Origin of the sequence: Bacillus sp. FJAT-22090 (genome assembly GCF_007676755.1) — a bacterium.
GTDB lineage: Bacteria > Bacillota > Bacilli > Bacillales_A > Planococcaceae > Psychrobacillus.
The window spans coordinates 162280-187357 of record NZ_VEBK01000006.1; the positions used below are offsets into that span (position 1 = coordinate 162280).

Below are 25078 nucleotides of genomic sequence, written 5' to 3' on the forward strand. Positions count from 1 at the left end.
CTTTCTTATGCATATAAAAAAGCCCTCATCCCTTGCATATAGCAAGGGACGAGAGCTTATATAAGCTACCGCGGTTCCACCCTAGTTGGTCAAAAAAAGACCCTCTCAACTCTGGATAACGGCCAGCTCCGTTTTTGCCTACTAAAGAATTTCTCTTTCGACAAAAATCCTCTCGAATGTTGTTCGCTGGGTTCGTCTGTAGGAAAGATTTCAGCCACGTCTTTCCTTCTCTTGTCATCCGTTTTAAACAGCTACTTTTTCGGTCATCGGTTTGTTTTAGTTTTTAATTATACCTTATCTTAATAACGGAAGGGAAATAAGTCAACCCTTTTGAAGAAAAGGTAGAAATTTTATATCAGAATATTTACAATGGTAACAGGAGGGATTCAATGAATGATAAAATACGACAAAAAATGACCATCCTTTTCCTTGCCATTATACTGTTAGTTCCTACAATCCCAGTAGATGCGCAAGACACCGAAGTAACTGTAAATGTTTCTTCTTTAAAAGTTAGATCAGGCCCTGGACTTACATACGATACAATTGGTGTAGTGAACCTTAATGACAAGCTAGTTGTACTCGATAAAGAAAATGATTGGTTCCAAATTAAATATGGAACCACCACTGGTTGGGTCGCCAGCTGGTATATAACAAGTGAATCAGTTGAAATGACGAACAAACAAGTTGTTTCCAAAGTAAACCGGCTAAATGTACGCACGGAGCCATCCACATCCTCGGCTGTTATTGGACAATTGAACGAAGGTGATCAATTAACTGCCTATAAATCCGAAGGGGAATGGATAGAAATTGAATTTCAAGGTCGAAAAGGATGGGTAAACAACTCGTATATTACTGTTAGAGAACAAACTTCCACGAATGTTGAAGTTCCAACTAGTTCTAATTCTAATCCAGAGAAAGTATTTGTTGTGTCCGTCGATAAATTAAACGTACGTGCAAAAGCAGATCTAACTTCTAAACAAATTGGACAAGTGAAAAAAGGGGATCAATTTGAAATTATCGCGACCGACCATAACTGGGTACAGGTAAAATTAGGTAGTGGGAAAAGCGGTTGGTTATACAGTTTTTACGGTACTTTTTCAAATGAACAGCCATCAAGTCCTACATCTAAATCGAATGGCTCGATAACGATTCTTTATAATGGTACAAATTTACGCTCAGATAGCACTACAAATAGTGACGTTGTAAAAAGGGTAGATGCCGGAGAAACTTTTGAAGTATCTGATAAAGTAAATGACTGGTATAAAATCTATTTGGAAGACAAATCTATTGCATATGTGGCAAGTTGGGTCGTTTCATCCTCCTCTTCCACGCCTATAGAGAATATTCCAAAGAAAGAAGAAAAACAGTCAAGAAAAAAAGGTACATTACAGGGATTAAACATTGTGATTGATCCAGGCCACGGAGGAAATGACCGTGGAACGACTGGAGCACTAGGAACAGACGAAAAGGATATTACGTTGTTAACAGCAGAGTTGCTTTCTTCTAAACTGCAAGCAGCTGGTGCAAATGTTATTATGACTAGACAATCTGATATATATGTCGATCTTCGTAAACGAGTTTCTATAGGTCACCAAGCTAATGCTGATGCATTCATTAGCCTACATTATGATGCAGTCGATAACAGTGCTGTAAGAGGTTATACTACGTACTACATGCATAGCTATCAAAAAAAATTAGCAGAATATGTACATGATGGTCTAGGTGATATGGTTTCCTTAAAAGATCGTGGAACTCAACCAGGGAATTATTTGGTACTACGTGAAAACAAACAAAAAGCTATTTTAATCGAATTAGGTTATTTGAGTAACCCGACAGAAGAAAGAAATGTAACAACCCGACAATTTAGAGAGCAAGCAACACATGGAATTTATAATGGAATTATTAATTATTTTAATAGCCAAATAAATTAAGAGAAGCCGATTGTGACTGACGTCACAATCGGCTTCTCTTTTCTTCGTCTATGCTTCTAACATGATGGTCACTGGGCCATCGTTGGTGAATGTGACATCCATCATTGCTCCAAAAACTCCTGTCTCTACGGAAAAGCCCTTATCGAGGAGTTTCTGATTAAATAATTCCCATAATGGTTTCGCTACTTCGGGCCGAGCTGCATCGATAAAACTTGGTCTTCTGCCCTTTCTCGTGTCTGCATATAGTGTAAACTGGGACACGGAAAGAATTGAACCTCCTGCTTCTACTATCGAATGATTCATCTTGCCTTCCTCATCTTCAAATAATCGCAATCCAGCAATTTTATCCGCTAAATAATTTATTTCTTTTTCGCTATCTGATGATGTAATACCAACTAATAATAAATATCCTTTATCAATTTTACCTGTAACTGCTCCGTCCACAGTGACAGTAGCATTTTTACATCGTTGAAGCAACACTTTCATGTTAGGCTAACTCCTTTAGTTAATAATTCGCTGTACTGAATAAACATCCGGTAATTGTTTTATTCGGTCTGCTACTCGGTGTAAATGAGCCGTATTGGAGATTAGTATCGTTAAATGGATATTCGCCATATCATTATCTGTTTTGCCATTTACAGCCGCTATATTTGTTTTCGATTCATTGACAACTTGCAACACTTCATTTAATAAACCTGGACGGTCAAACCCCGAAACTTCAATATCCACTTGATATTCTTTTTTCATCGGTATATCGGATTGTTCCCATTCGACCTCTATAATTCGGGAGTGTGCATCATCATTTTGTACATTAGGACAATCTGCCCGATGAACAGACACGCCTCTCCCCTTTGTGATGAATCCCACAATATCATCTCCTGGAACAGGACTACAACAACGAGAAAGACGGATCAACAGATTTTCTATCCCTTTTACGACCACACCAGATTCGGTCGATTTTTTAATAGTAGGTGCTTTCATTTCTGTCGTAATCTTTTCGAGAGCTTCTTCCTGATCTCGAATTTTACGCATTTTCTCAGCAAGGCGATTCACTACTTGCTGTGCAGTTATACCATTAAATCCAACTGCCGCGTATAAATCTTCTTCTCCCGCAAAAGCATATTTATCACATACACGTTTTATATTTTCAGGTGTTAATACTTCTTTTATGTCAAATTCTTGTGCTTTAATTTCTTTTTCTACTAGTTCTTTTCCTTTCAACACATTTTCATCACGTAGTTGCTTTTTAAAGAACTGTTTAATTTTATTTTTCGCTTGAGAGGATTGAGCAATTTTCACCCAATCTTTACTAGGTCCAAACGATTGTTTCGACGTTAAAACTTCGATAATATCTCCTGTTTTTAGCTTTGTATCAAGCGGAACCATTTTACCGTTCACTTTAGCGCCAATTGTTTTGTTACCAACTTCGGAATGTACACGGTAGGCAAAGTCAATTGGCACAGACCCGGCCGGAAGCTCTACCACATCACCTTTTGGGGTAAAAACATACACCATATCAGAAAACAAATCGAATTTTAAAGACTCCATAAATTCTTCCGCATTCGAGGATTCCTGTTGAAATTCAAGTATTTCTCTAAACCATGTGAGTTTTGAATCGATGGTTTGTTTATTTGTCTCTACTTTTCTTCCTTCTTTATACGCCCAGTGTGCTGCAACCCCATATTCCGCTATATTATGCATTTCTTCCGTCCGGATCTGCACTTCCAAAGGATCACCATTCGGACCAATCACGGTTGTATGAAGAGATTGATACAAGTTTTGTTTTGGCATCGCAATATAATCTTTAAATCGCCCAGGCATCGGCTTCCACAACGTATGGATAACACCTAAAACTGCATAACAGTCTTTTATACTTTTAACGATTATACGCATTGCGAGTAAATCGTAGATTTCGTTAAACTGCTTGTTTTGGACAACCATCTTACGATAAATACTATAAATATGTTTTGGTCGACCAGATATATCTGCGTCCACTTCCATCTCATCTAGCTGTTTACGAATGTCATTCATCACATCTTTTAAGTAGGATTCTCGCTCTGTACGTTTTTTCTTCATGAAGTTAACGATACGATAGTATTGTTGTGGATTTAAATAACGTAATGCCGTATCTTCAAGTTCCCACTTCACTGCTGAAATCCCAAGACGATGTGCAAGAGGTGCAAAAATTTCTAATGTTTCATTGGAAATACGACGTTGCTTTGCCTCTGGCAGATGTTTTAGTGTACGCATATTATGTAAACGATCGGCTAGTTTTATAAGGATTATACGAATATCTTGTGCCATTGCAATAAACATTTTACGATGATTCTCTGCTTGCTGTTCTTCTTTGGACATATATTTGATCTTGCCCAGCTTTGTTACACCATCGACTAGAAGGGCAACTTCCTCATTGAACTCCCGAACAATATCTTCCCGTGTAAATTCAGTATCTTCTACTACATCATGTAAAAAACCAGCTGCAACGGTTTCTGGATCCATCTGAAGATCAGCAAGAATTCCGGCTACTTGGATGGGATGTAAAATATACGGTTCTCCAGAGTTACGAAACTGTTCTCGATGTGCATGTTCTGCAAGCTCATAGGCCTTTTTCACAAAATTTACATGCTCTTCATTCATATAAGTGGAAAGAGTTTCGAAAACGTCTTCTGCTGTCTTCACTTGATCTTTTGCCATGCTTGCTCACCTGATTTCATTTATATTTATCCTAGTTAACAGACTGCCATATTCTACAGTCTTCAACTTCCCGATTGGTTAACTATCAACAAGGAGGGAAAAATAAAATCCCACTGATGAAAGTTTAACCTTATCCAATATTTCTAGGCAAATATCGCCAAGATTTTCTCTAACTTGTCCATGTATTGGCCCTTTTAAAAATAATTGGCTATCATCTGCTACTTCAACAATATTCAGCCAATTTTTTTAAGTTCCTGTCGAATAAGTTAAAATAGTATATAAACTATATTCTATAAAAAAAAAGAGGGACTTGTAAAGTCCACCCTTAAAATGCACACTAATTATATCTTTTCCTCTTAATTGACGAAAATATCATTAGTACTGCATTAACGTGCAAATATCGTAATCTTTCAGTTTCTTTCTTCCTTCTAAGTAGGTGAGTTCAATTAAAAATGCACAACCTACTACAATTCCACCTAATTCTTCAACCAACTTGATTGTCGCCTCAATAGTACCACCTGTTGCAAGTAAATCATCAACAATCAGTACTCGTTGTCCTGGTTTTACAGCATCCTTATGCATTGTCAGTATATCTTTACCATATTCTAAGCCATATTCTGCACGGATTACTTCACGTGGAAGTTTGCCTTCTTTACGAACTGGAGCAAATCCAATTCCAAGTGCATAAGAAACGGGGCATCCTATAATAAACCCACGTGCTTCTGGTCCTACAATAAGATCAGCATGAACTTCTTTCGCATATTCAACAATTTGGTCAGTAGCATACTTGTATGCTTCACCATTGTCCATAATTGTTGTAATATCTTTAAAACTAATACCTGGTTTTGGCCAATCTTCAACTGTTGTTACATATTGCTTTAAATCCACTTCTGCTCCTCCTCAGGAACGGTTTGCCCTGCTTTTCGCTCTTCAAACCATTGTTTCAATTCAATATATGGCGCATATAATAGCTTCTGTTCCAGCTCAATTTCTTTTGCACGCTGTTGATACGTTGGTGCTTCCGATAAATCCTGTTTAGCAGGATTATCATTTATGACCAACGATCCATCCTCTATTCTAACAAAGTTAAGTTCAAAAAACACCTTTGACATAAAATTAATTGTTTTTTGACTCCATCCAGTATGTTTAGATAACTCGTGTATATTTTGCTTTAATGCAAATGTTTTTCGCTTTATCAAAAAAGAAAAATACCATTTAAATTGATCTCGTGTCGGCAAACCTTCAAAATAAGTAGATTCATCAGCAAAAAAATGAGCATAAACTCGTTTCCACTGATGATATTCTAATAGTTTAACTAACTCTTTTTCATCAGAAGGTAAATCTAAGATAACGATAAAGTGTGCGTATTTGTGCTGTTCCATCAATTCAGCACTAAGCCATATGTCTTTTGGAATAATTGATCGGAAATGAGCGATTGTCTGTTCCCGAAAAGCTACAAAAACAGTTTGCTCTTTTGGGATCATTGGTAGCCATCGGTTCACTTGGCGTATACCACGAATATCAAATAGCTGCCATTCGTTTGTTTGTGCATCTTGAATCATCAATTGTGGCTTTTTTCGTCCGTTCCATTCATTAATTTGTAAATCACCGATAAATGAAAGTTTCGTTGCCGGAGCTATTTCATCTGCCAACTCCCCACGACCAAAACCGATTGCATCTAACAAAGCTACTCCTTGCTTCAATTCCATTTTCACGTGATTTTGAGCAGATCCAATTTTACGGACCGAGGATACCTCTACGTTTTCTATACAATAGACAGGTTTTGCAAAATCCATTCCAAATGGTGCAAGCTTGCGAAGTGATTCAATAGACTCAGTTGAAATTTCATCCATTTCAAGTGGCACATCTATTGATACAACTGGGATTAATTGCTCGTTAGTTAACGAGTTTTGAGCCTGCTCATTTAATCTTCTTCGGAATTCTTCTACATTTTCCAATGACAAGGTCATTCCCGCAGCCATTGGATGACCCCCAAAATGAGGAATTATATCACTATTTTTTGCAAGTTCTTGATACATATGAAAGCCCTCGATACTACGAGCAGAACCTTTTGCAAGTTGCTTCTCTTCATCAAAGCCTAAAACAATCGCCGGGCGGTAATATTTTTCTACTAGCTTCGAAGCGACAATCCCTAGTACTCCTGGATTCCAACCTGTTTTTCCTACCACAATGACACTTGGTCCTTGTATTTTATCAGTTTGTTCAATCATTTCGACTGCTTCATCTGTTATTTGCTTAACAATTGCTTGACGTTCTTTATTTTTTTCATTCAACATATTGGCAATCGATAGTGCATAATTTGGCTCTTCTGTAAGAAATAATTCGACTCCAGGAGCCGCTTCTCCAAGCCTCCCCACCGCATTGAGGCGTGGTCCAAACATAAATCCGACTGTTTCTTCATTGATCGTCGAAATTTCCACTCCACTTACATTTGCTAACGCTTCTATGGCGATAGAATCGGTTCGTTGCATTTGTTTTATACCTTGTTGTACAAAATATCGGTTTTCTCCTGTCAATGAAACCAAATCCGCTATCGTACCAATTGCTACTAAATAAAAGAACTCTTTTGGAATTTCTCCTAACAGTGCATGCGCTACTTTGAAAGCTACTCCGACCCCCGCTAAATGAGGAAAGGGGTATAATGTATCTTGGAGTCCTGGATGGATAATAATATCTGCTGCTGGCAGTACTTCTCCAGGCTCATGATGGTCTGTTACAATAACATCCATTCCTAATTCTTTGGCAAATTGAATTGGCCCATGTCCGGAAATTCCATTATCCACTGTAATAATTAATGAAACCCCTTCATCAAATGCTTCTTGAAATAATCGTTCACTAGGACCATATCCATCGATAAAACGATTTGGAATTTTAAAAAGGGCATCTGCACCTATCAATTCTAACGTTTTCATCATGATAGTTGTACTAGTTATACCATCTGCGTCATAGTCTCCATATACCATAATTCTTTCGCCAGCATCTATTGCCCGCTGTACACGAACTACTAAAGCATCCATTCCATTTAGTAAAAAAGGATTATGTATATGCTCTTCCGTAATATATAAAAATTCTTTTACTTCTTCAACAGTTTGATAGCCTCTAGACACGAGCACTTTTGCACATATACTTGGAATGGAAAGTGCTTGTTCCAATGTAGATACTAGCTGTTCATCTGGTCTAGAAATGCGCCAGTTTTTTTGAGATTGAATCATTTACTCACTTCCTTACACTCTATTATAACGTAAAAAAGAGTTGTCTCCAAAAGAACATTTTGGGACAACTTCTTTAATTAAATGATAGGATTATCTTTTTCTATAGTGATACTCTCATCTACAACTTGTACGTTTTCTTGATGCACTGCTATTTCATTTTGCAGCGCGTGGATGGATGCTTCTTTCTTTTCTAAATCTTTTTCAAGATGCTTCACTTTTCTTGAAAGAACAAAGGAACGATAAATTGCAACTGTACCACTTAATAGAGCCCCTAACAATGCCGAACCAAGTATTACTAAAATAAGCGGCCATTCTGCAGTTCCGAAAACATAATTGACAGGTACCGCATCTACATTGTATACCGCAAATAAAGCAATAATGACAGCAAATATTAGACCGAATAATAAAGACCATTGGAATTTCATCTAGACACCCCCATTTATTTTTTACTTTATCATAAAAATAGGGAACAGGATATTTCTATCCTGTTCCCTCATTGTTTACATCTTAAACTACAGGCTCATCTGAACCCCATTTTTTCTCTTCTTTTTTCACGTCAAGTCCACCTGTTTTACGCAATTCTTTCGCTTTCAAGTCGTACCAAATTTGAGCTCCGATCAAAATAGAAGAATACGTACCAGCGATTAAACCGATTAATAACGCAATATTGAAGTTGCGAATGCCTTCCGCTCCGAAAATAAGCAGAGCTACAACTACAAGAACAACTGTTAATACAGTATTAACAGAACGTCCAAGTGTCTGTCTTAACGATTTATTGACGATAGTGGCAAGTTCTTCTTCAGTCGTAATTTTTTTACTTCGATGTAAATTTTCCCGTATACGGTCAAACGTAACAATCGTATCATTAATCGAATAACCAACAATCGTCAGAACCGCTGCAATGAAGGTGATATCTACCTCTAAACGTAAAATACTAAAGATAGAAACCATTAAGAATGCATCATGCAATAGTGAAATGATGGATGCAAGACCCATTCTCCATTCAAAACGAAATGCTACATAAATGACAATTCCGAGAGCAGCATATAAAAGTGCATATATAGCATTTTTCGCAAGCTCGCGTCCAACGGTTGGAGATACTGTATTTACAGTTGGATCAATTCCAAACTCTTTCGTCATCTCTGTTTTTAATGTCTTCACTTCGTCTTGCGAAAAATCATCTTTATAGCGAATTACGGCATTCTGATTTTTATCTCCTGAAAGAACGATATCTTCGGAACTCAATCCAATTTTATCGAGCTTATCAGCTACGAATTCTTTTGTTAATGGACTATTCGATTGAATTTCTACTCGAGTACCACGAGAGAAATCTATCCCTAAATTTAAGTGCAATGTACTTAAAACGATTATCCCTGCAACTGTTAAAACAATCGATGCAATATAGAATATTTTACGATTATGCACAAAATCTAGACGATCAAATTTAGTTGTTAAGTCAAGTGTATCTACATTCTCTTCAGGTGCATGTATACGTTTTTTTGAAATACCCATCCAGCCCGGTTTGTTATCTAGGTATCCACTGTGTACGAGCAGACCTAACAAAATTCTAGAAGCCCAAACAGCTGTGATGAACACGACTAAAATACTAATAATTAATAATGTAGCGAATCCTTTAACAGAGCTTGTCCCAAAATAGAATAATACTACTGCAGCAAGGAGGGTCGTTATATTGGCATCTAAAATTGCTGTAAATGCCTCTTTAGCACCTGTATCGAACGCTTTCTTAACCGATTTACCAACTCGTAATTCTTCCCTTATCCGTTCATATGTCAGGATATTGGCGTCAACTGCCATACCTACCCCAAGTACGATAGCCGCGATACCTGGTAACGTTAGAACTCCATTAATCCAATCAAAGATAACAAGAATTAAGAACATGTATACGATTAATGAAATAACCGCTACTAGACCTGGTAGTCTATAGTAAAGTAGCATAAATACAAAGATTGCTGAGATACCAATAATTCCAGCTAATATTGTGCTACTCAATGCTTGTGAACCAAATTGTGCACCAACCGATGTTGAATAAATTTCATCCAAGTGAACAGGCAATGCACCGGCATTTAAAATACCTGATAAACTTTTTGTTTCATCCACTGTGAAAGAACCAGAAATTTCAACACTGTCAGAGCTAATACGTTGCGAAACTCGTGGTGCAGAAGTAAATTTAGGTTTCTCTTTTACCACTTCCGCAGCATATGAATCTACACCTTCTTCAAAATCTAACCAAATAACCAAAAGATTATCAGGAGCTGGTTTTGCAGCAATTTCAGAAGTAACTTCTGCGAATTTGTTCGCATCTTTCAGCTGTAGTGTAACAATTGGTTGCCCTTGTTGGTTAAAAGCGGCCTTTGCCCCACCCTGTTTTAAATCATTTCCATCTAACATGATATTATCGTCTGTATCACGGAAAGTTAAATTCGCTTGAGTCGAAAGAAGTTCTCTTGCAGAGTTTTGATCTTCCACTCCCGCAAGCTGCACGCGAATACGATTTCCGCTTTCAATTTGAATACTTGGTTCATTTACTCCTAGAGCATCAATACGATTCGTAAGAGCAGCCGCTGTATCCTTTACGACATCTTCCGTAATCTTCTGATTCTCTTTTCCTTTTAAAGGCTCAACTTGGTATAGTACTTCAAATCCACCTTGCAAATCCAAACCAAGTTTTATATTATTTAATACTCCACTAACAGTGGGACTGATTGCCCCAGCAAAAATTACAATGAGTAATAAAAACGCAACTATACGTCCTCTAGTTTTCATATGTATATTTCCTCCTCAAAAAAACGCAACATGTTTATTATGAAACACGATGCGTTCACTGTCAAATACCGATTGCGTTATGCATCTACATTTTTGGGGTTTAATAATAATTGTAATTCTTCTTGATTAACTTCCGAAAACCAATTAGACGTTTTAAATTGATCAATTTGTTCATACGTCATAAACTCTGCAGATGTAATGGATAAAACATCATTGACTATTTGATGCAATGCTAAAGTACTGATATCTATTTTCCGCCATTTTTTTTCTACGCAATATTTCCATATATCTCTTTCGGTCACTGTCGCGTATTGGTACACTTCAAATTCACTTTTTTTACTTTCTAAAGCTGGTAGTACGTGCGTAAATATATCTTCGTATACGTTTTCCAAAATACCGCACCTCTTTTTGAAGAATAATGTACTGACTAGTTTGCATATTGTTATTGTAAACGATGTTCCTGCATTTGAGAAGGAAGTGTTTATTTGTCGACTTTTTTAAAGGGTTCTCTTATGTTAATGCTATCCATTTTTTTGTCCAAGTTTCTAGGTTTTATTTATCGCATGCAGTTTGTTCGACTTACAGGTGAAGAGGCAGTAGGTATTTATATGACTGCGTATCCAGCTTTTATATTTTTCCTCTCGCTTATTCAACTAGGTATTCCCATTGCAATCGCTAAAATTGTTGCAGAGCTGCGAACACGCAATGCCATTTCACAATATTTTTCGGTGATGCGTACTTCTGTGATTATTACGGTCATATCCATTCTTGTCTTTACACCACTTTTTCTATTTGTAACCCCGTTAATCTCCGGAACTTTATTGAAAAATGATGCTATCACGATGACTTTGTATGTAACAATTGCGATTGTACCATTTGCAGCTGTAAGTGGTATCATCAAAGGTTTCTTCCAAGGAATCGCAAGATTAGAAGAAACTGCAGTCGCACAACTGATGGAACAAATTATACGCATACTACTTATTAGTTTTTTATTGCCATTATTGCTCACTTCGGCTTCTCCTCAAGAAGCGGCCGCGTATGCAATGGGTATGACATTACTAGCTGAAGTTGCATCCTTACTTTATCTAAAGTGGAAATACGATAAATGGAAAGCAAAGCAGCAGTATGTAAAAGCAACAAAATCTTATCCTTTATCTCCACTATTTGCGATTGCGCTACCATCTTCAGGCAGTAAATTATTCGGATCTTTCACTTGGTTTTTAGAGCCTATTATTTTCATCAAAGCATTAGCAGTTACTGGTATTACTAGTATTGCTGCTACTACCTTATATGGAGTTATTTCTGGTGTATTAATACCGTTATTGCTGTTTCCATCCTTTATCCCTTATGCACTTTCCATTGTGCTTATCCCTGCAGTAAGTGATGCGTTTGCAAGAAGTAATCATACTCTCTTAAAAGAAAGAATTCATCTGTCGTTAAAATTTTCTACTTTAACTGGTTGTTACGCCGCCACATTATTTTATTTACACGGGGGAGAATTAGTCTCAGCACTTTTCCATGTAGAAGATTCTACTATTTATATGAAAATCTTGGCCCCAATTTTTTTCTTTTATTATATTCAAAGTCCCTTGTTTTCAATTTTACAAGCGTTAAACAATTCAAAAGCGGCATTTTTAAACTCATTGTATGGCGGAGTCGGGAAATTGCTATTATTGTTTTTTCTCGCGTCCCAATCCTCTATTCAAGAAAAAGGTGCGATTGTCGCAATTGGTTTTGGAGTATTAATCACTTCGTTTTTACATATCGCTTCGCTAAAAGAAAAAAAAGAAGCGCAAATTGGATTCTCTTTTTTCGTGCTGCCATATGTTGTTTTTTTAATCACTATTATTGCAAGGCCCTTACTTCTCTCTATAGGGGAACGTCCTTTAATGGTTGATTGTTTGTACACCTTATTATTTTTAACAATCGGGCTAACACTATTTAGACAGATAAAACGTAAAGAAATAGGTGTTATTCTTAAAATCGCCAAAACTTCTAAAAGGAAGTTTTAAGCTGTATATAGAGCGACTCATCCTCATAGCTACAATAAAATATCTTTTCTACTTTTGAAATCGAGAGCTTTTCTAATTCTTCACGCAACCATTTTTCGTTTTTGCCAATCCGTTCTAAGTGATCCTGCTGAATATCTCCATCAATAATTAGTGGGAATACGTATTGCTCTTCTTCTTTTTTAAAAACTGACAAGTTTCCGGATGGCTCTAAAAATGCATAAGATACGGATTGTATCGACCCTATTTGTTGTTCGCGTAATTGCTGCAGTAAATCATCTAGATTATATCGCTGCTTTCTCATTTCTTTTTCGATAATGATTCCATCTTTCATAATAATTGATGGTATTCCTTCCATTGCATCACGAAATTTTTTACTTTTTAATGAAAAGTAAGAAACAGTTACCTGAATGATTAATAAACAAAGCATAGGTACTATCGCATGAAAAAAATTATTATCTGGATCATCTAAAGCAAAGGCAGCAACCTCTGCTATTAATAAAAAGACAACTAAGTCAAAAATACTTAACTCGCCGACTTCTCGTTTTCCCATTATACGCAAAATACCCAGTATAATCCAATACATTATAAGCGTGCGAAGCATAATAATTAATAAATCATGCATGTAATCACCTCATTGTTACTGTGCCCAGAAAAAAAGAACTTACTCATATATTTTGAGTAAGTTCTTTCATTTCTTAAGACTCCGAAACAACTCGTCCAACTGCAACACGCTCGAATTGTAAACGAGTTCCATCAGCAACTACCACGAAAATTGTTTGGTCATCAACTGCATCTATCTTCCCGTGTAAACCACCAACAGTAATAATTTGATCTCCACGTTTCAGACTGTTTTGCATTGAAGCTGTATTTTTTTGACGCTTTTGTGCCGGTCGAATAATGAAGAACCACATTACTGCGAACATAGCGATAATTGGCAACAAACCTACTAAAGAATCCATGTATCTATTTCCCCCCTTTTATCCCGCTTAAACGGACAGTATGATCCCCACTTCCAGGCTGTAGAAAAAACCAAGAAGCGCGCGGGGATCAACTGCCCGTATTAGCCCAAATGGTTAAACTATCAAACAATAGGGTTAAAATTATCCCATATTGATCGAAGTTTCACTTTTTCTCTTATTAGTATACAAGAATCAGAAGTTTTTTGCATTTGGTTTGTTATACCCATATTCTTCAAAGAACTCTTCTTTAAAATCCAATAAGCGATCTTCTCGAATAGCTTGACGAACATCTTTCATTAAATTCATTAGGAAATGAAGATTATGGTAAGAAGCTAAGCGTAATCCAAAGGTTTCGTCCGCTTTAAACAAGTGGCGGATATATGCTCTAGAATAGTTTTTACATGTATAGCAATCGCATTTTTCGTCTATTGGTCCAAAGTCACGCGCAAATGCTGCTCCTTTAATAACTAAACGACCTTTTGATGTAAAAAATGTACCATTACGTGCTATACGTGTTGGTAACACACAGTCGAACATGTCTACGCCACGTATAGAACCATCGATAAGCGAGTCTGGTGACCCAACACCCATCAAATAACGCGGTTTGTTTTCCGGCATTAAAGGCGTAGTAAAATCGAGCACGCGATTCATCACGTCTTTTGGCTCTCCAACTGACAATCCCCCAATTGCATATCCAGGGAAATCCATCGAAACTAAATCTTTTGCAGATTGACGACGTAACTCCTCATATTCCCCACCTTGAATAATACCAAAAAGCCCTTGTTTGTCTGTGTTTGTATGAGCAGTCAAACAACGCTCTGCCCATCGCGAAGTACGCTCTACAGAAGCTTTCATATATTCGAAGCTAGCTGGATACGGCGGACACTCGTCAAACGCCATCATAATATCTGACCCTAATGCATTTTGTATTTCCATTGACTTTTCAGGGCTTAAAAATAATTTGTCCCCATTCAAATGATTACGAAAATGTACGCCCTCTTCTTCTATTTTACGCATATCGCTTAAACTAAATACTTGGAATCCGCCAGAATCGGTTAAAATCGCACGATCCCAGTTCATAAATTTGTGAAGCCCACCTGCTTCGCGAATAATGTCGTGCCCAGGACGTAGCCATAAATGGTACGTATTACTTAAGATTATACCTGCATCCATCTCTTTTATTTCTTCTGGGGCCATTGTTTTTACAGTAGCCTGCGTACCCACTGGCATAAACGTCGGTGTTTCAAACGAGCCATGAGGTGTATGCACAATACCTAGACGTGCACCTGTTTGTTTGTCTTTTTTTATTAATTCATACGTGATTGCTGTCATTTAATAATTCCTTCCTTTTATAAACATTGCATCTCCAAAGCTGAAAAAGCGGTAACGTCGATCAATCGCTTCTTGATAAGCGGATAAAATAAAATCTTTTGAGGTGAGCGCACTTACCAGCATTACAAGGGTCGATTTAGGCAAATGAAAATTCGTAATCATTCCATCAATGCATTTGAATTCATAGCCAGGATAAATGAAAATCGACGTCCAACCACTATCTTCCTGCAATATGCCGTTGAACTTAGTTGCGACTGTTTCCAGTGTTCTTGTAGAAGTTGTTCCAACCGCTACTATTTTTCCTCCTGCTTTTTTCACTTCATTTATCGTGTTTGCTGTTTCTTGCGATATACGATAAAATTCAGAATGCATTTCATGATCATCAATAGAATCCACACTTACTGGACGAAATGTCCCAAGTCCCACATGCAGAGTTACAAAGGCTATTTTAACACCTTTTGCACGGATGTCTTCTAATAACCCATCTGTAAAATGAAGCCCGGCAGTTGGAGCTGCAGCAGAGCCTTGTTCTTTCGCATAAACTGTTTGATAGCGATCTTTATCTTCCAATTTTTCATGTATATATGGTGGTAATGGCATTTCTCCAAGCTGATCTAGCACTTCAAAAAACACGCCTTTATATTCAAAGTGGAATATTCGTCCTCCATGTTCTTTTATGTCGGTACAAACAGCGCGTAATAGACCATCCCCAAACGTTATCGTTGTCCCTACTTTTACACGTTTAGCTGGTTTAACGAGCGTCTCCCAATGGTCTCCTTCAATTTGGGTCAATAAAAGTACTTCCACATTTGCACCGGTTTCCTCTTTCACTCCCATTAAACGAGCAGGCATTACTTTCGTATCATTCAATACTAGGCAATCCCCTTCATTGAGTTCACCTAGAATATCCGAAAAATGGGTATGAGTATACATGTTTTTCGGAAAGTCAGCAATTAGCAGCTTGCTGCTAGTCCGATCTAATAATGGAGTTTGTGCAATTAGTTCTTCTGGTAAATCAAAGTCAAAATCTTCTACTCTCATATAGCGTACATCCTTTATTGGTCTATTCTTTCTATTGGTAATGGAATACCAAAATGCTCATAAGCGAGCGGCGTTACTATTCTTCCCCTAGGAGATCGTTGGATAAACCCTATTTGCATTAAATATGGTTCATATACATCTTCAATCGTCGTCGATTCTTCCCCAATGCTTGCAGCAATTGTATCAAGACCAACCGGGCCTCCTCTGAAGCGTTCAATCATTGCAGTGATTAGTTTATGGTCGATATGATCTAAACCACGTGGGTCTACTTGAAGTAGCTCGAGTGCTTCGCTCGCCATTTCAAGCGAAATATGGCCATTCCCACGTACCTGAGCATAATCTCGCACACGTTTTAATAATCTATTTGCAATTCGAGGCGTTCCTCTTGAACGTCTTGCAATTTCTCCAGCTGATTCAGGGTCGATCGAAGCATTAAATAGTTCCGCACTTCTTATCACAATTGATGTCAGTGCATCTTCCTCATAATAGTCCAGACGAAGTAATACGCCAAAACGATCACGTAGCGGTGCAGATAGTGCACCAGCTCTTGTTGTAGCCCCTATTAAAGTAAATGGTGGCAAATCAAGTCGGACACTCCTTGCAGATGGCCCCTTCCCAACTACAATATCCAGACAAAAGTCTTCCATTGCTGGGTATAACACTTCTTCAATCGAACGGTTTAATCGATGTATTTCATCTATAAATAATACGTCTCCGGGTTCAAGCGAGCTAACGATAGCTGCTAAGTCACCAGGTCGCTCAATTGCGGGGCCGCTCGTCATGCGGATTTGAACATCCATTTCATTTGCAATCACGGCGGCAAGCGTAGTTTTCCCAAGTCCAGGAGGTCCATACAAAAGACAATGGTCCAAACTTTCACTTCTCATTTTTGCTGCTTCAATAAAAATTTCTAAATTATGTTTAATTTTATCTTGTCCAATATATTGTTTTAACAATTGTGGGCGAAGTGATTGTTCAAAAGGTTCATCATAATTGGAAATCTCGCTTGAAATCACACGTTCTGTCATGCAAAGAACCTCCTTTCTTTATTGATTCGGTTTCATTCTCTTTCTTCTGCGTATAAGTCTTCGCGAAGATAGTGGCAACTGATAAGTTATTGTCTAATAAGTGTTTATAATAAATTGTTTCCCCTGCTCCATCCAGTCGGGTTTAGTAAAGTCCAGTTTACGGTGATCTCTAAGTACCGGAGCTTGCACTTTACTTATTTCCCAGAAAATAATAATTGCAATGCTTTTTTCATTAAATCATCTGTTGTTTGAAGCTCTTTGTTTTCCTTTAATTTAGGACGAACTTTCGCTAGTTCCCTTTCTGAATAGCCGAGTGCTGTTAGTGCAAGCATTGCTTCTTCTAACTCATGATCTGCTGGGCTATCTACAAATAATGTCGGTTCGTCATCCTCCCATTCCATTTGTTCAAAATCGATTAAATCATTTAATTTTCCTTTTAGATCTAAAATCATTTGACGGGCAGTTTTTTTACCTACCCCAGGAAATTTCACTAAAAACGTTTCATCTTCTCGTTCAATTGCTTGGATCACATGTGTAGGTTCACCACTTGCCAAAATCGCCAGCGCACCTTTTGGCCCTATCCCAGATACGAGAATTAGCTTTCTAAACAACTCTCTTTGTGGCAATGAAGGAAAGCCCATTAATTGCTGGGCATCTTCTCGAACATGAAAATGTGTATATACTTGTATTAATTCTTCGCTTTTTCTAAAAGCAAATGGATTTGGTGTGAACAGCTGATAACCTATTCCTTGCTGCTCCAACACAACATACTCAGGTGTCACACGTGTTACTTGTCCTTTTATGTAATCATACATGCCTTAAATCCCTCACAATCAATACTCCCATTATACCATAACAAACAAAGAAGGCCGCTTATAAAACAAGCGACCAACTCCAATTAGAACTATTTTAAGAGACTTAAATTATAGCATAAATTAGGCCATTCTGTTAACGCTTTGTTCGTATATGGTATTAATTGTTCAATAAACTTTTGTTTTCTCTCTGCCGGTAAAGCATATGCGTATAACCATTCTCTATATAATTCGTTCGGATACATCATCGCTTCTTTATGCTCTGTAACAATTTTTTCGAGTTTGGGAAATTCATTGATAAGAAAATATATATCATAATCAATTTCGGAAAGGACACGATGCATCCACAAAATATTTTCCATCTCTTTCGGCCCAACGACCGCAAGATCAAAGTCGATAATTTTGTAGGAGGATCTATCCGATAAAAAGTTATGATGCACAACATCCCCATGTAATAATGTTCGATCACTCATATTGAATGATGACATATCCTTTAAAGCCATATCTCCATAGAACAAAAGCATTTCTGTTTTTTTTATTCCTATATACGACTCAATGAAAAAAGAAATTTCTTTCATCTTCAATAATCGATTTTGCCATTTGGAAATTAAATTAAATGCATAAAGTACTTTACTATCTTCCCAAGAAATAAGTTGATTGGTTTTATGCAGTCGATTTAATAATGAATAAACCGCTCTCCGATCTTCCTCATTTCTATAGTTTACATTATGCGTACCTTTGAACCACGGTTGAATGATGAAATCTAATTGAGAAGATTCCATGACAGGCAAAACAAATGGGTCTTCCATATATTGAAGTTGATGATGAATGTAACGAATTTTTTCAGCCTGTTCTTCAGAAGGATATTTTTTTACAGAAAATACCCCATTTTCATTTTTCCATTTCCAAACATTTTTTTTAATTTGCCGAATAGAGTAACTCACTTTTTAAAAATTCTGATAGGGATATGGTGGGCATGGATATACCGGTACGTAACAAATTTGTACACATGGATACCCCCCATAATAAGATTGCATCTGCGGGTGCATTTGTGGGTGCATCATATTCGGGTATTCTTGCATTGGTGGACAATAGCATGGATATTCCTGCATTGGCGGGCACGGATACATTGGTGAGAATGTAGGGGATGGTTCTTCCTCTACAGGCTTTGTTTGCTGCTGAACGGGTGGAGCTGGTGCCGGTGTAGGTTTTTCGTGATCATGGAAATGCGCTTGTATATGGATAGATGTTGACTCTACTAATCTCCACCCTTGAGGCGATGGTGTCAGGTCTAAATCTGGTACTGGCATCATGTGATACGGCAATGTATAGGATGGGAGTGGTTTCGGCTGTACCGGTGGAACAACTGGGATTGGTTGTACTGGTTGTGCTTTTGGTGGTACAGTTTGCGCTTTTGGCGGCACCGTTTGAGCTTTTGGTGGTACTGTTTGGGCCTTAGGTGGTACTGTTTGCGCTTTTGGTGGTACTGTTTGAGCTTTCGGCGGAACAGGATGGGCCTTTGTTTCCTCCTTCCTCACCATTTCTTTTTTAACTGGGCGACTCTCGCTATAAGGATGATTAATCGATTCCATTTTTTTTGTATCTGGAATAAAAATCTTCATACCCGGAACAATATATTCTGGATTTGCGAGATGTGCATTTAACTTCTTTAACTCATCAAAGGAAACACCATAGCTTCTAGAAATTTTCCAAAGAGTGTCACCTTTTTCGACAATATGAACTTGCACAGTCTTCCTCCTTCCTTCTCCTTTAAATTATGTGCAACTACCTAAATTGGACACAGATTTTAAACAAACAAACTTCCCTTCATGATAAACTTATGAATAAGAACTAGGTTGTTATGCAAGTTGGGAGGCGTTATTATTGAAAAAGTTAAAAGGGGCAGAACGAAGAAATTGGTTATTTTCATATTTAAAGGAGCAAAACCAGCCAGTAACCGGCGCAGATCTTGCGAGGTTAGCAAATGTCAGTCGACAAGTCATTGTAAATGATATAACTTTGTTGAAAGCTACGAACGCACCAATTGTTTCAACAAGCCAAGGATATATGTTATTACCAGACAAAGAGAACAATGCATATGTACAAAAAAAAGTAGCATGCAATCACCAATCTAAGGATTCTGAAGACGAACTCCAAACACTTGTAGATGTGGGAGTAACTGTAGAAAACGTAACAGTGGAACATCCTGTTTATGGAGAAATCACTTCCTCTATTATGGTATCTAATCGTCACGACGTGGAAATGTTCTTAAAGAAAGTGAGGGAAACTGAAGCCTCCTTTCTTTTAGAACTTACGTCAGGCATTCATCTACACCTGCTTTCTGCCCCAACAGAAGAAATATTAAATCGGGGAATAGACGCCCTTCAGAAAAAAGGATATTTAATAGAGGAATAACTGGGATAGGGTGGTACTCCATAAGCTTTGAGTGGAATTCTGAGTTGGAGTGGAATTCAGACGGGTGGAACCCGAGGGACTTTGGGTGAAACTCGTTACATCTAAGGGAATTTATCAAAAATAGGACAAGTTAGATGAAATTTAGTCATCCAACTTGTCCTATTTCGTTACATATACTTATTATCAAGGCTGTTGATTATCATAACTATTCCAAATAAGGGAATATATTTTGAATGATGCACGACGCTTTATAGGAATAATGTGTCGTAAGGGAATTTCCGCTTGGATTTCCGCTGAAGGACAGACGCTTTCCGTGGGGCGAGTGAGGAGCCTTCACCGCCCGCTTTGGCGTTCGATGTGAAGTCTCCTCTTACTCACTTGATTCCCCTGGAGTCGCCGTCTTGCAGCTCCAATCCATCAAAATAGACGCTTATATCTGTATTTAATATCCATTAAAAGTTAGGAAATGGCTAAGCGAGACCAAATGTCACTTGAAAGCAACCAATTCAATAGGCAACGCAACCAGTTTGCGCTTGAAAGCAACCAGATCGACAACGAGCGCAACCATTTCTTCAAGTAAAGGCTTGCGGACATTGATAACCATGCATTTCTCCTATAGTATCCGCTTCATCAACATGAATAAGATGGTCCATTCGATATTGCGCAACATCGCAGTCGTTACTCGCAACTTTATAGATCGGATGCGCAACATTTTATTACAAACTCGCAACATTTGGGACAGATCGAACTTTTATGCTCGTATGCCACCTCGTTATGCCCGCATAGCAACATTCTTTGCTCGGAGCGGAAGCAATTTTCTTTGATTTTCTCTGCTGGCGGCGACTCCTGCCGAGGCCAACATGATGTTGGTCACGAAGGCGTTGTCACACGAGGTGGCGCTCTTAGCCTTTGTTCCGCTGTGAGCAAATGAGAAAGCCCAACGACGCCTAAGCGGCGGGGCTGGCTCATCGCTCACCCGGCGGAAAGCGTCCGTAAGCAGAGAAAATCATAGCGGTTACCTGTTAAGACGCACTTTTCCTACAAATCGAAACATAAAATAGTAGGCCCTCTTCTTTTTTTCACAATGGAATCAGATGGATAATCAACAGGTGTGACTTATTATTTACTCTTTTATATCATTAATCTGAGGATTTCTCGGTTTCGTATGTATTATAAGATCCAAGTGACTTTACTTCACATCCTAAAGCTGCTAGCTCTTCCATAGCACCTTGCATCATTGGTACACGGTCATCTTCTAATATATCCATGATGAAAAAATATTGTCCTAATCCTGTTTTTAATGGTCTTGATTCAATTTTACTCAAATTGAGACGTCTCCATGCAAAAACAGAAAGTACTTGGTGTAAAGAACCGGATCGGTCATCTTTTGGCAATGTTAGCATAATAGTCGTTTTTACTTGATTTGTATGCCCGCTCTTTTGAATACTTTTATTCTTTTTAGAGAGTACAAAAAATCTTGTATGATTGAAATGAAAATCATGAATATTATGCTCAACAATTTTTAAACCGTATTCAATCGCTGCAGATGTATTTCCGATCGCCGCAATGCAACTATCCTCATTTTCAGAAACGTATTTTGCAGCAGCTGCAGTGGAAGAGGATTGTTCAAGCGGAATTTTGCCAAATCGATAATATAAATACTTATGACACTGAGCTAGAGCATGTGGATGAGAATAGATGGTCTTAATATCTTCCCATTTTTTCGCATTAGATGGATGGACCATTAAATGCTGTTGAATAGGAGCCAATATTTCAGCTGTTACATATACATCTGCTTCATGAAAGAGATAATCGATTGTTAGTGGCACTGTACCTTCCAGCGCATTCTCTATTGGAACAACCGCAATATCGACTTTCCCACTCGTAACTGCTTCAATACATTCCGGTATTGTCCGTATTGGCACTAACTCATCGTGTTGAAATAAAACCTGCGATGCTAAATGAGTAAAAGAAGCTTCCGGTCCAAGGTAAGCCACTTGTTGAGTTGACATTTGAAATCCTCCCTACTAATCCAGGTTCAGTGCTTTACCTGTCGAAGGCCAATAGGATACAGTCGTCGTTGCGAACTTAAACTATATCCTTCTACAGGCGTTTGCACTTTTCCTATAAAGCACCAGAACTGATCACTTCTGCTGATTCTACAAAATCTAGTCGCTTCATTTCATTTAAAAATTCATCTAATTCTTTAGACATTGCCGTAACATCTAGAGATAGCGTCACACTTGCCCTACCTTGTATAGGTATAGTCTGGTGAATGGTTAATATATTGCATGTCGATTCTGCTACTAGCTGAAGCAATCGTGCGAGAGTGCCTTCACGATCTTCTAATTGCAAAAATACCGTTAGTATTCTTTCTTGAACAATCGAATGGAACGGAAAAACCGCATCACGATATTTGTAAAAAGCACTTCGAGACAAATCTACTTTTTTTACTGCATCCCAAATCGAAGATACTTTCCCAGATTGGAGAAGATGTTTGGCTTCCAAAGTTTTTTGCATTGCTTCGGTAAGCACATCCTCTCTTACTAAATAAAAGCGCTGGCCAGTTACATCCTTCATGCGGCTCCCCTTCTTTCCTACTCGATAAATTCAAATTCAAATTGTAATAATCGCACCGTATCGCCGTCTTTTGCGCCGCGCTGACGTAGTGCTTCATCGATTCCCATACCACGTAATTGTCTAGAGAATCTGCGGATAGAATCTTCTCGGCTAAAGTCAGTCATTTTAAATAATCTTTCTACTGTTCCGCCAGATAATACAAATGCACCGTCATCATCTCTCGAGATTTCAAAATCATCTTTTTTCGCTTCATGCTTGTACATAACAGATGTTTCTGTTTCTTCTTCTCTTAATTGTTCTAACGGGAATTCTGGAGCTACTTCTAACATGTCTGCAACAGCAAATAATAATTCTTGTAGCCCTTGGCGAGAAATTGCCGAAATAGGGAACACCTTCATATCGGGTCCTACTTTTTCTTTAAATGCTTTTAAATTTTCTTCCGCATCTGGCATATCCATTTTATTCGCTACTATAACTTGAGGTCTTTCTGTTAAACGTAAGTTGTATTGTTTTAATTCTTCATTGATAGTTAAATAATCTTCATAAGGATCGCGACCTTCCATTCCGGACATATCGATCACATGCACAATAACACGCGTACGTTCAATATGACGTAGGAACTGATGTCCTAATCCGACACCTTCAGATGCGCCTTCTATTAGCCCTGGTAAATCAGCCATTGCAAAGCTGCGATGATCTTCTGTTTCTACCATTCCTAAATTAGGTACGATGGTAGTAAAATGATACGCTGCAATTTTTGGTTTCGCTGCAGATACAACGGATAATAACGTCGATTTACCAACACTTGGAAATCCTACTAAACCAACATCCGCCAATACTTTAAGTTCCAACACTACGTTTAGTTCGAACCCTGGCTCTCCTTTTTCAGAAAGCTCTGGAGCAGGGTTTGCCGGTGTTGCGAATCGGGAATTTCCTCGACCGCCTCGTCCACCTCTTGCAATAATTGCTTTTTGTCCATGCTCTACCAAATCAGCAAGGACATCTCCCGTTTCCTCATTCGTCACTACCGTACCTGGAGGAACTTTAACGAACAAGTCATCTGCATTTGCACCGTGCATATTTTTACTCATCCCGTGTTCACCACGAGTTGCTTTGAAATTACGTTTATAACGGAAATCCATCAATGTACGCAAACCTTCATCTACGACAAAAACAACGTCTCCGCCATTTCCTCCGTCCCCACCTGCTGGACCGCCCATAGGAACATACTTTTCACGACGGAATCCGACCATTCCATCTCCGCCGTCTCCACCTTTTACATAAATCTTCACGTGATCTACAAACATTTATATTTCACTCCAATCTTTCACTTGCAATTAATTTAACTTTTAGCTCAGTTTCTGTGCTTAACTGTTTCTCTATATGAAATAACTCGCTAGACGTTCCTAACTTCGAGGAAACTGGAGACCAATCTCCTTGGATATCTATCTGTATCTCTAATATACCTTCAGTTTTAATTTGAACTTTAAATAATTGCTCTTGATATCCTCTAAGATTCGGGTAAATTGACTGAAGAATATGATCTAAATAATCCCTCAGTACAGCATCATATTTTTCTGCTCCACTTCTTAAAAGAGATGTTTGAACAACTAAAGTCATCTTATTATATCTCATACTAAACGTCTGTAACCATTCGTTTGTTTTATATAAACCTGCATTATTTAGGTCAAAAAACTGATTACATTTTAACGAATATGTCCGTATCAAATTTTTGGCCTCGTCATTCTTGCCCATATCTAAGTTCATTTGTATTAAATGCAAGTTATTTAGAAAATCATGCATAGAATGGCGCAGCACCATATTAACCGTTATTTCTTTTTCGTCCATATTAGTATACACATCCCGTTGTAGGCTATCCTCTACAGTATAACAGGTATACAATGTTATTGCTCTAAACTATAAGAAAAAGGACTGCATAAATGCAGTCCTTTTGTTCTTTCATTAAGCTTCTTGAGCTACAGGATATACACTTACTTTTTTCTTGTCGCGGCCAAAACGCTCAAAGCGCACTACACCGTCAACTTTCGCAAAAAGTGTGTCATCTCCACCACGTCCAACATTCTCACCAGGGTGAATTTTAGTACCGCGTTGACGGTATAAAATTGATCCGCCTGATACGAATTGTCCGTCAGCACGTTTAGCACCTAGACGTTTCGATTGAGAGTCACGACCATTACGAGTCGAACCTACTCCCTTTTTGGATGCGAAAAACTGAAGATCTAATCTTAACATATGT

General features: G+C 38.0%; 23 protein-coding genes and 1 other annotated feature. Of the genes, 3 read left to right on the forward strand and 20 right to left on the reverse strand.

Features of this window, described 5'->3' with window-relative positions; all coding sequences use genetic code 11:
• Positions 1–41: 41 nt before the first annotated feature.
• Positions 42–276, reverse strand: a binding site (T-box leader).
• A 113-nt stretch (positions 277–389) separates the two neighbouring features.
• Positions 390–1931, forward strand: coding sequence for an N-acetylmuramoyl-L-alanine amidase family protein (locus FS486_RS09960; RefSeq protein WP_144511178.1), 1542 nt, complete (start codon positions 390–392; stop codon positions 1929–1931).
• Positions 1932–1979: 48 nt separating this feature from the next.
• Here the strand turns inward: FS486_RS09960 and dtd are convergent, their stop codons facing one another.
• From dtd to FS486_RS09995, 7 genes are all read right to left on the reverse strand, one after another.
• Positions 1980–2417, reverse strand: a complete 438-nt coding sequence (gene dtd / locus FS486_RS09965; RefSeq protein ID WP_144511179.1) for a D-aminoacyl-tRNA deacylase — start codon at positions 2415–2417, stop codon at positions 1980–1982.
• Between the two features lie 15 nt (positions 2418–2432).
• Complete coding sequence (locus FS486_RS09970) at positions 2433–4625, reverse strand: RelA/SpoT family protein (protein ID WP_144511180.1); 2193 nt, start codon at positions 4623–4625, stop codon at positions 2433–2435.
• A gap of 375 nt (positions 4626–5000) precedes the next feature.
• Positions 5001–5513, reverse strand: a complete 513-nt coding sequence (locus FS486_RS09975) for an adenine phosphoribosyltransferase (protein ID WP_144511181.1) — start codon at positions 5511–5513, stop codon at positions 5001–5003.
• Positions 5504–7858, reverse strand: coding sequence for a single-stranded-DNA-specific exonuclease RecJ (gene recJ / locus FS486_RS09980; RefSeq protein WP_144511182.1), 2355 nt, complete (start codon positions 7856–7858; stop codon positions 5504–5506). Before recJ ends, FS486_RS09975 begins: the two co-directional genes overlap by 10 nt.
• 77 nt (positions 7859–7935) lie before the next feature.
• Positions 7936–8283, reverse strand: coding sequence for a LapA family protein (locus FS486_RS09985; RefSeq protein WP_144511183.1), 348 nt, complete (start codon positions 8281–8283; stop codon positions 7936–7938).
• 82 nt (positions 8284–8365) lie between these two features.
• Entirely contained in the window at positions 8366–10642 is a 2277-nt protein-coding gene (secDF, locus tag FS486_RS09990; protein ID WP_144511184.1) for a protein translocase subunit SecDF, read from the reverse strand.
• Between the two features lie 77 nt (positions 10643–10719).
• Positions 10720–11034: a post-transcriptional regulator gene (locus FS486_RS09995; protein WP_144511185.1), complete on the reverse strand. Its 315-nt coding sequence runs from the start codon at positions 11032–11034 to the stop codon at positions 10720–10722.
• Between the two features lie 93 nt (positions 11035–11127).
• Between FS486_RS09995 and FS486_RS10000 the strand changes: the two genes are divergently transcribed.
• On the forward strand, positions 11128–12654 hold the full coding sequence (locus tag FS486_RS10000; RefSeq protein WP_144511186.1) for a putative polysaccharide biosynthesis protein: 1527 nt from the start codon (positions 11128–11130) through the stop codon (positions 12652–12654).
• Here the strand turns inward: FS486_RS10000 and FS486_RS10005 are convergent.
• The 8 genes from FS486_RS10005 to FS486_RS10040 all read right to left on the reverse strand — a co-directional run bounded on the left by FS486_RS10005 (position 12638) and on the right by FS486_RS10040 (position 19574).
• On the reverse strand, positions 12638–13276 hold the full coding sequence (locus tag FS486_RS10005; protein WP_144511187.1) for a DUF421 domain-containing protein: 639 nt from the start codon (positions 13274–13276) through the stop codon (positions 12638–12640). The two genes, FS486_RS10000 and FS486_RS10005, sit on opposite strands and share 17 nt — an antisense overlap.
• A 73-nt stretch (positions 13277–13349) precedes the next feature.
• A complete protein-coding gene (yajC, locus tag FS486_RS10010; protein WP_144511188.1) occupies positions 13350–13613 on the reverse strand; it encodes a preprotein translocase subunit YajC in 264 nt (87 codons plus the stop codon).
• Between the two features lie 192 nt (positions 13614–13805).
• Positions 13806–14945: a tRNA guanosine(34) transglycosylase Tgt gene (gene tgt, locus FS486_RS10015; protein ID WP_144511189.1), complete on the reverse strand. Its 1140-nt coding sequence runs from the start codon at positions 14943–14945 to the stop codon at positions 13806–13808.
• The gene (gene queA, locus FS486_RS10020; protein WP_144511190.1) at positions 14946–15986 is read right to left on the reverse strand and encodes a tRNA preQ1(34) S-adenosylmethionine ribosyltransferase-isomerase QueA; all 1041 of its coding nucleotides are present in this window, start codon (positions 15984–15986) and stop codon (positions 14946–14948) included.
• A gap of 14 nt (positions 15987–16000) precedes the next feature.
• Complete coding sequence (gene ruvB, locus FS486_RS10025; RefSeq protein WP_144511191.1) at positions 16001–17014, reverse strand: Holliday junction branch migration DNA helicase RuvB; 1014 nt, start codon at positions 17012–17014, stop codon at positions 16001–16003.
• A gap of 194 nt (positions 17015–17208) precedes the next feature.
• Positions 17209–17829, reverse strand: coding sequence for a Holliday junction branch migration protein RuvA (gene ruvA / locus FS486_RS10030; protein ID WP_144511192.1), 621 nt, complete (start codon positions 17827–17829; stop codon positions 17209–17211).
• Positions 17830–17918: 89 nt separating this feature from the next.
• Complete coding sequence (locus tag FS486_RS10035; RefSeq protein WP_144511193.1) at positions 17919–18770, reverse strand: phosphotransferase; 852 nt, start codon at positions 18768–18770, stop codon at positions 17919–17921.
• A 3-nt stretch (positions 18771–18773) separates the two neighbouring features.
• Positions 18774–19574, reverse strand: a complete 801-nt coding sequence (locus FS486_RS10040; protein ID WP_144511194.1) for a LysM peptidoglycan-binding domain-containing protein — start codon at positions 19572–19574, stop codon at positions 18774–18776.
• 136 nt (positions 19575–19710) lie between these two features.
• On the opposite strand from FS486_RS10040, the gene FS486_RS10045 reads away from it, so the two are divergent.
• Positions 19711–20241, forward strand: a complete 531-nt coding sequence (locus tag FS486_RS10045; RefSeq protein ID WP_144511195.1) for a transcription repressor NadR — start codon at positions 19711–19713, stop codon at positions 20239–20241.
• A gap of 1139 nt (positions 20242–21380) precedes the next feature.
• Here FS486_RS10045 and pheA read toward each other — a convergent pair.
• From pheA to rpmA, 5 genes are all read right to left on the reverse strand, one after another.
• On the reverse strand, positions 21381–22253 hold the full coding sequence (gene pheA / locus FS486_RS10050) for a prephenate dehydratase (protein WP_144511196.1): 873 nt from the start codon (positions 22251–22253) through the stop codon (positions 21381–21383).
• Positions 22254–22365: 112 nt separating this feature from the next.
• The gene (locus FS486_RS10055) at positions 22366–22821 is read right to left on the reverse strand and encodes an ACT domain-containing protein (RefSeq protein WP_144511197.1); all 456 of its coding nucleotides are present in this window, start codon (positions 22819–22821) and stop codon (positions 22366–22368) included.
• A gap of 17 nt (positions 22822–22838) precedes the next feature.
• Positions 22839–24128 (reverse strand): GTPase ObgE, encoded by a 1290-nt coding sequence (gene obgE / locus FS486_RS10060; RefSeq protein WP_144511198.1) that lies wholly within the window; start codon positions 24126–24128, stop codon positions 22839–22841.
• Between the two features lie 7 nt (positions 24129–24135).
• Positions 24136–24669: a Spo0B domain-containing protein gene (locus tag FS486_RS10065; RefSeq protein ID WP_144511199.1), complete on the reverse strand. Its 534-nt coding sequence runs from the start codon at positions 24667–24669 to the stop codon at positions 24136–24138.
• A gap of 114 nt (positions 24670–24783) precedes the next feature.
• Positions 24784–25074, reverse strand: coding sequence for a 50S ribosomal protein L27 (gene rpmA, locus FS486_RS10070; protein WP_093266255.1), 291 nt, complete (start codon positions 25072–25074; stop codon positions 24784–24786).
• Positions 25075–25078 lie beyond the last annotated feature (4 nt).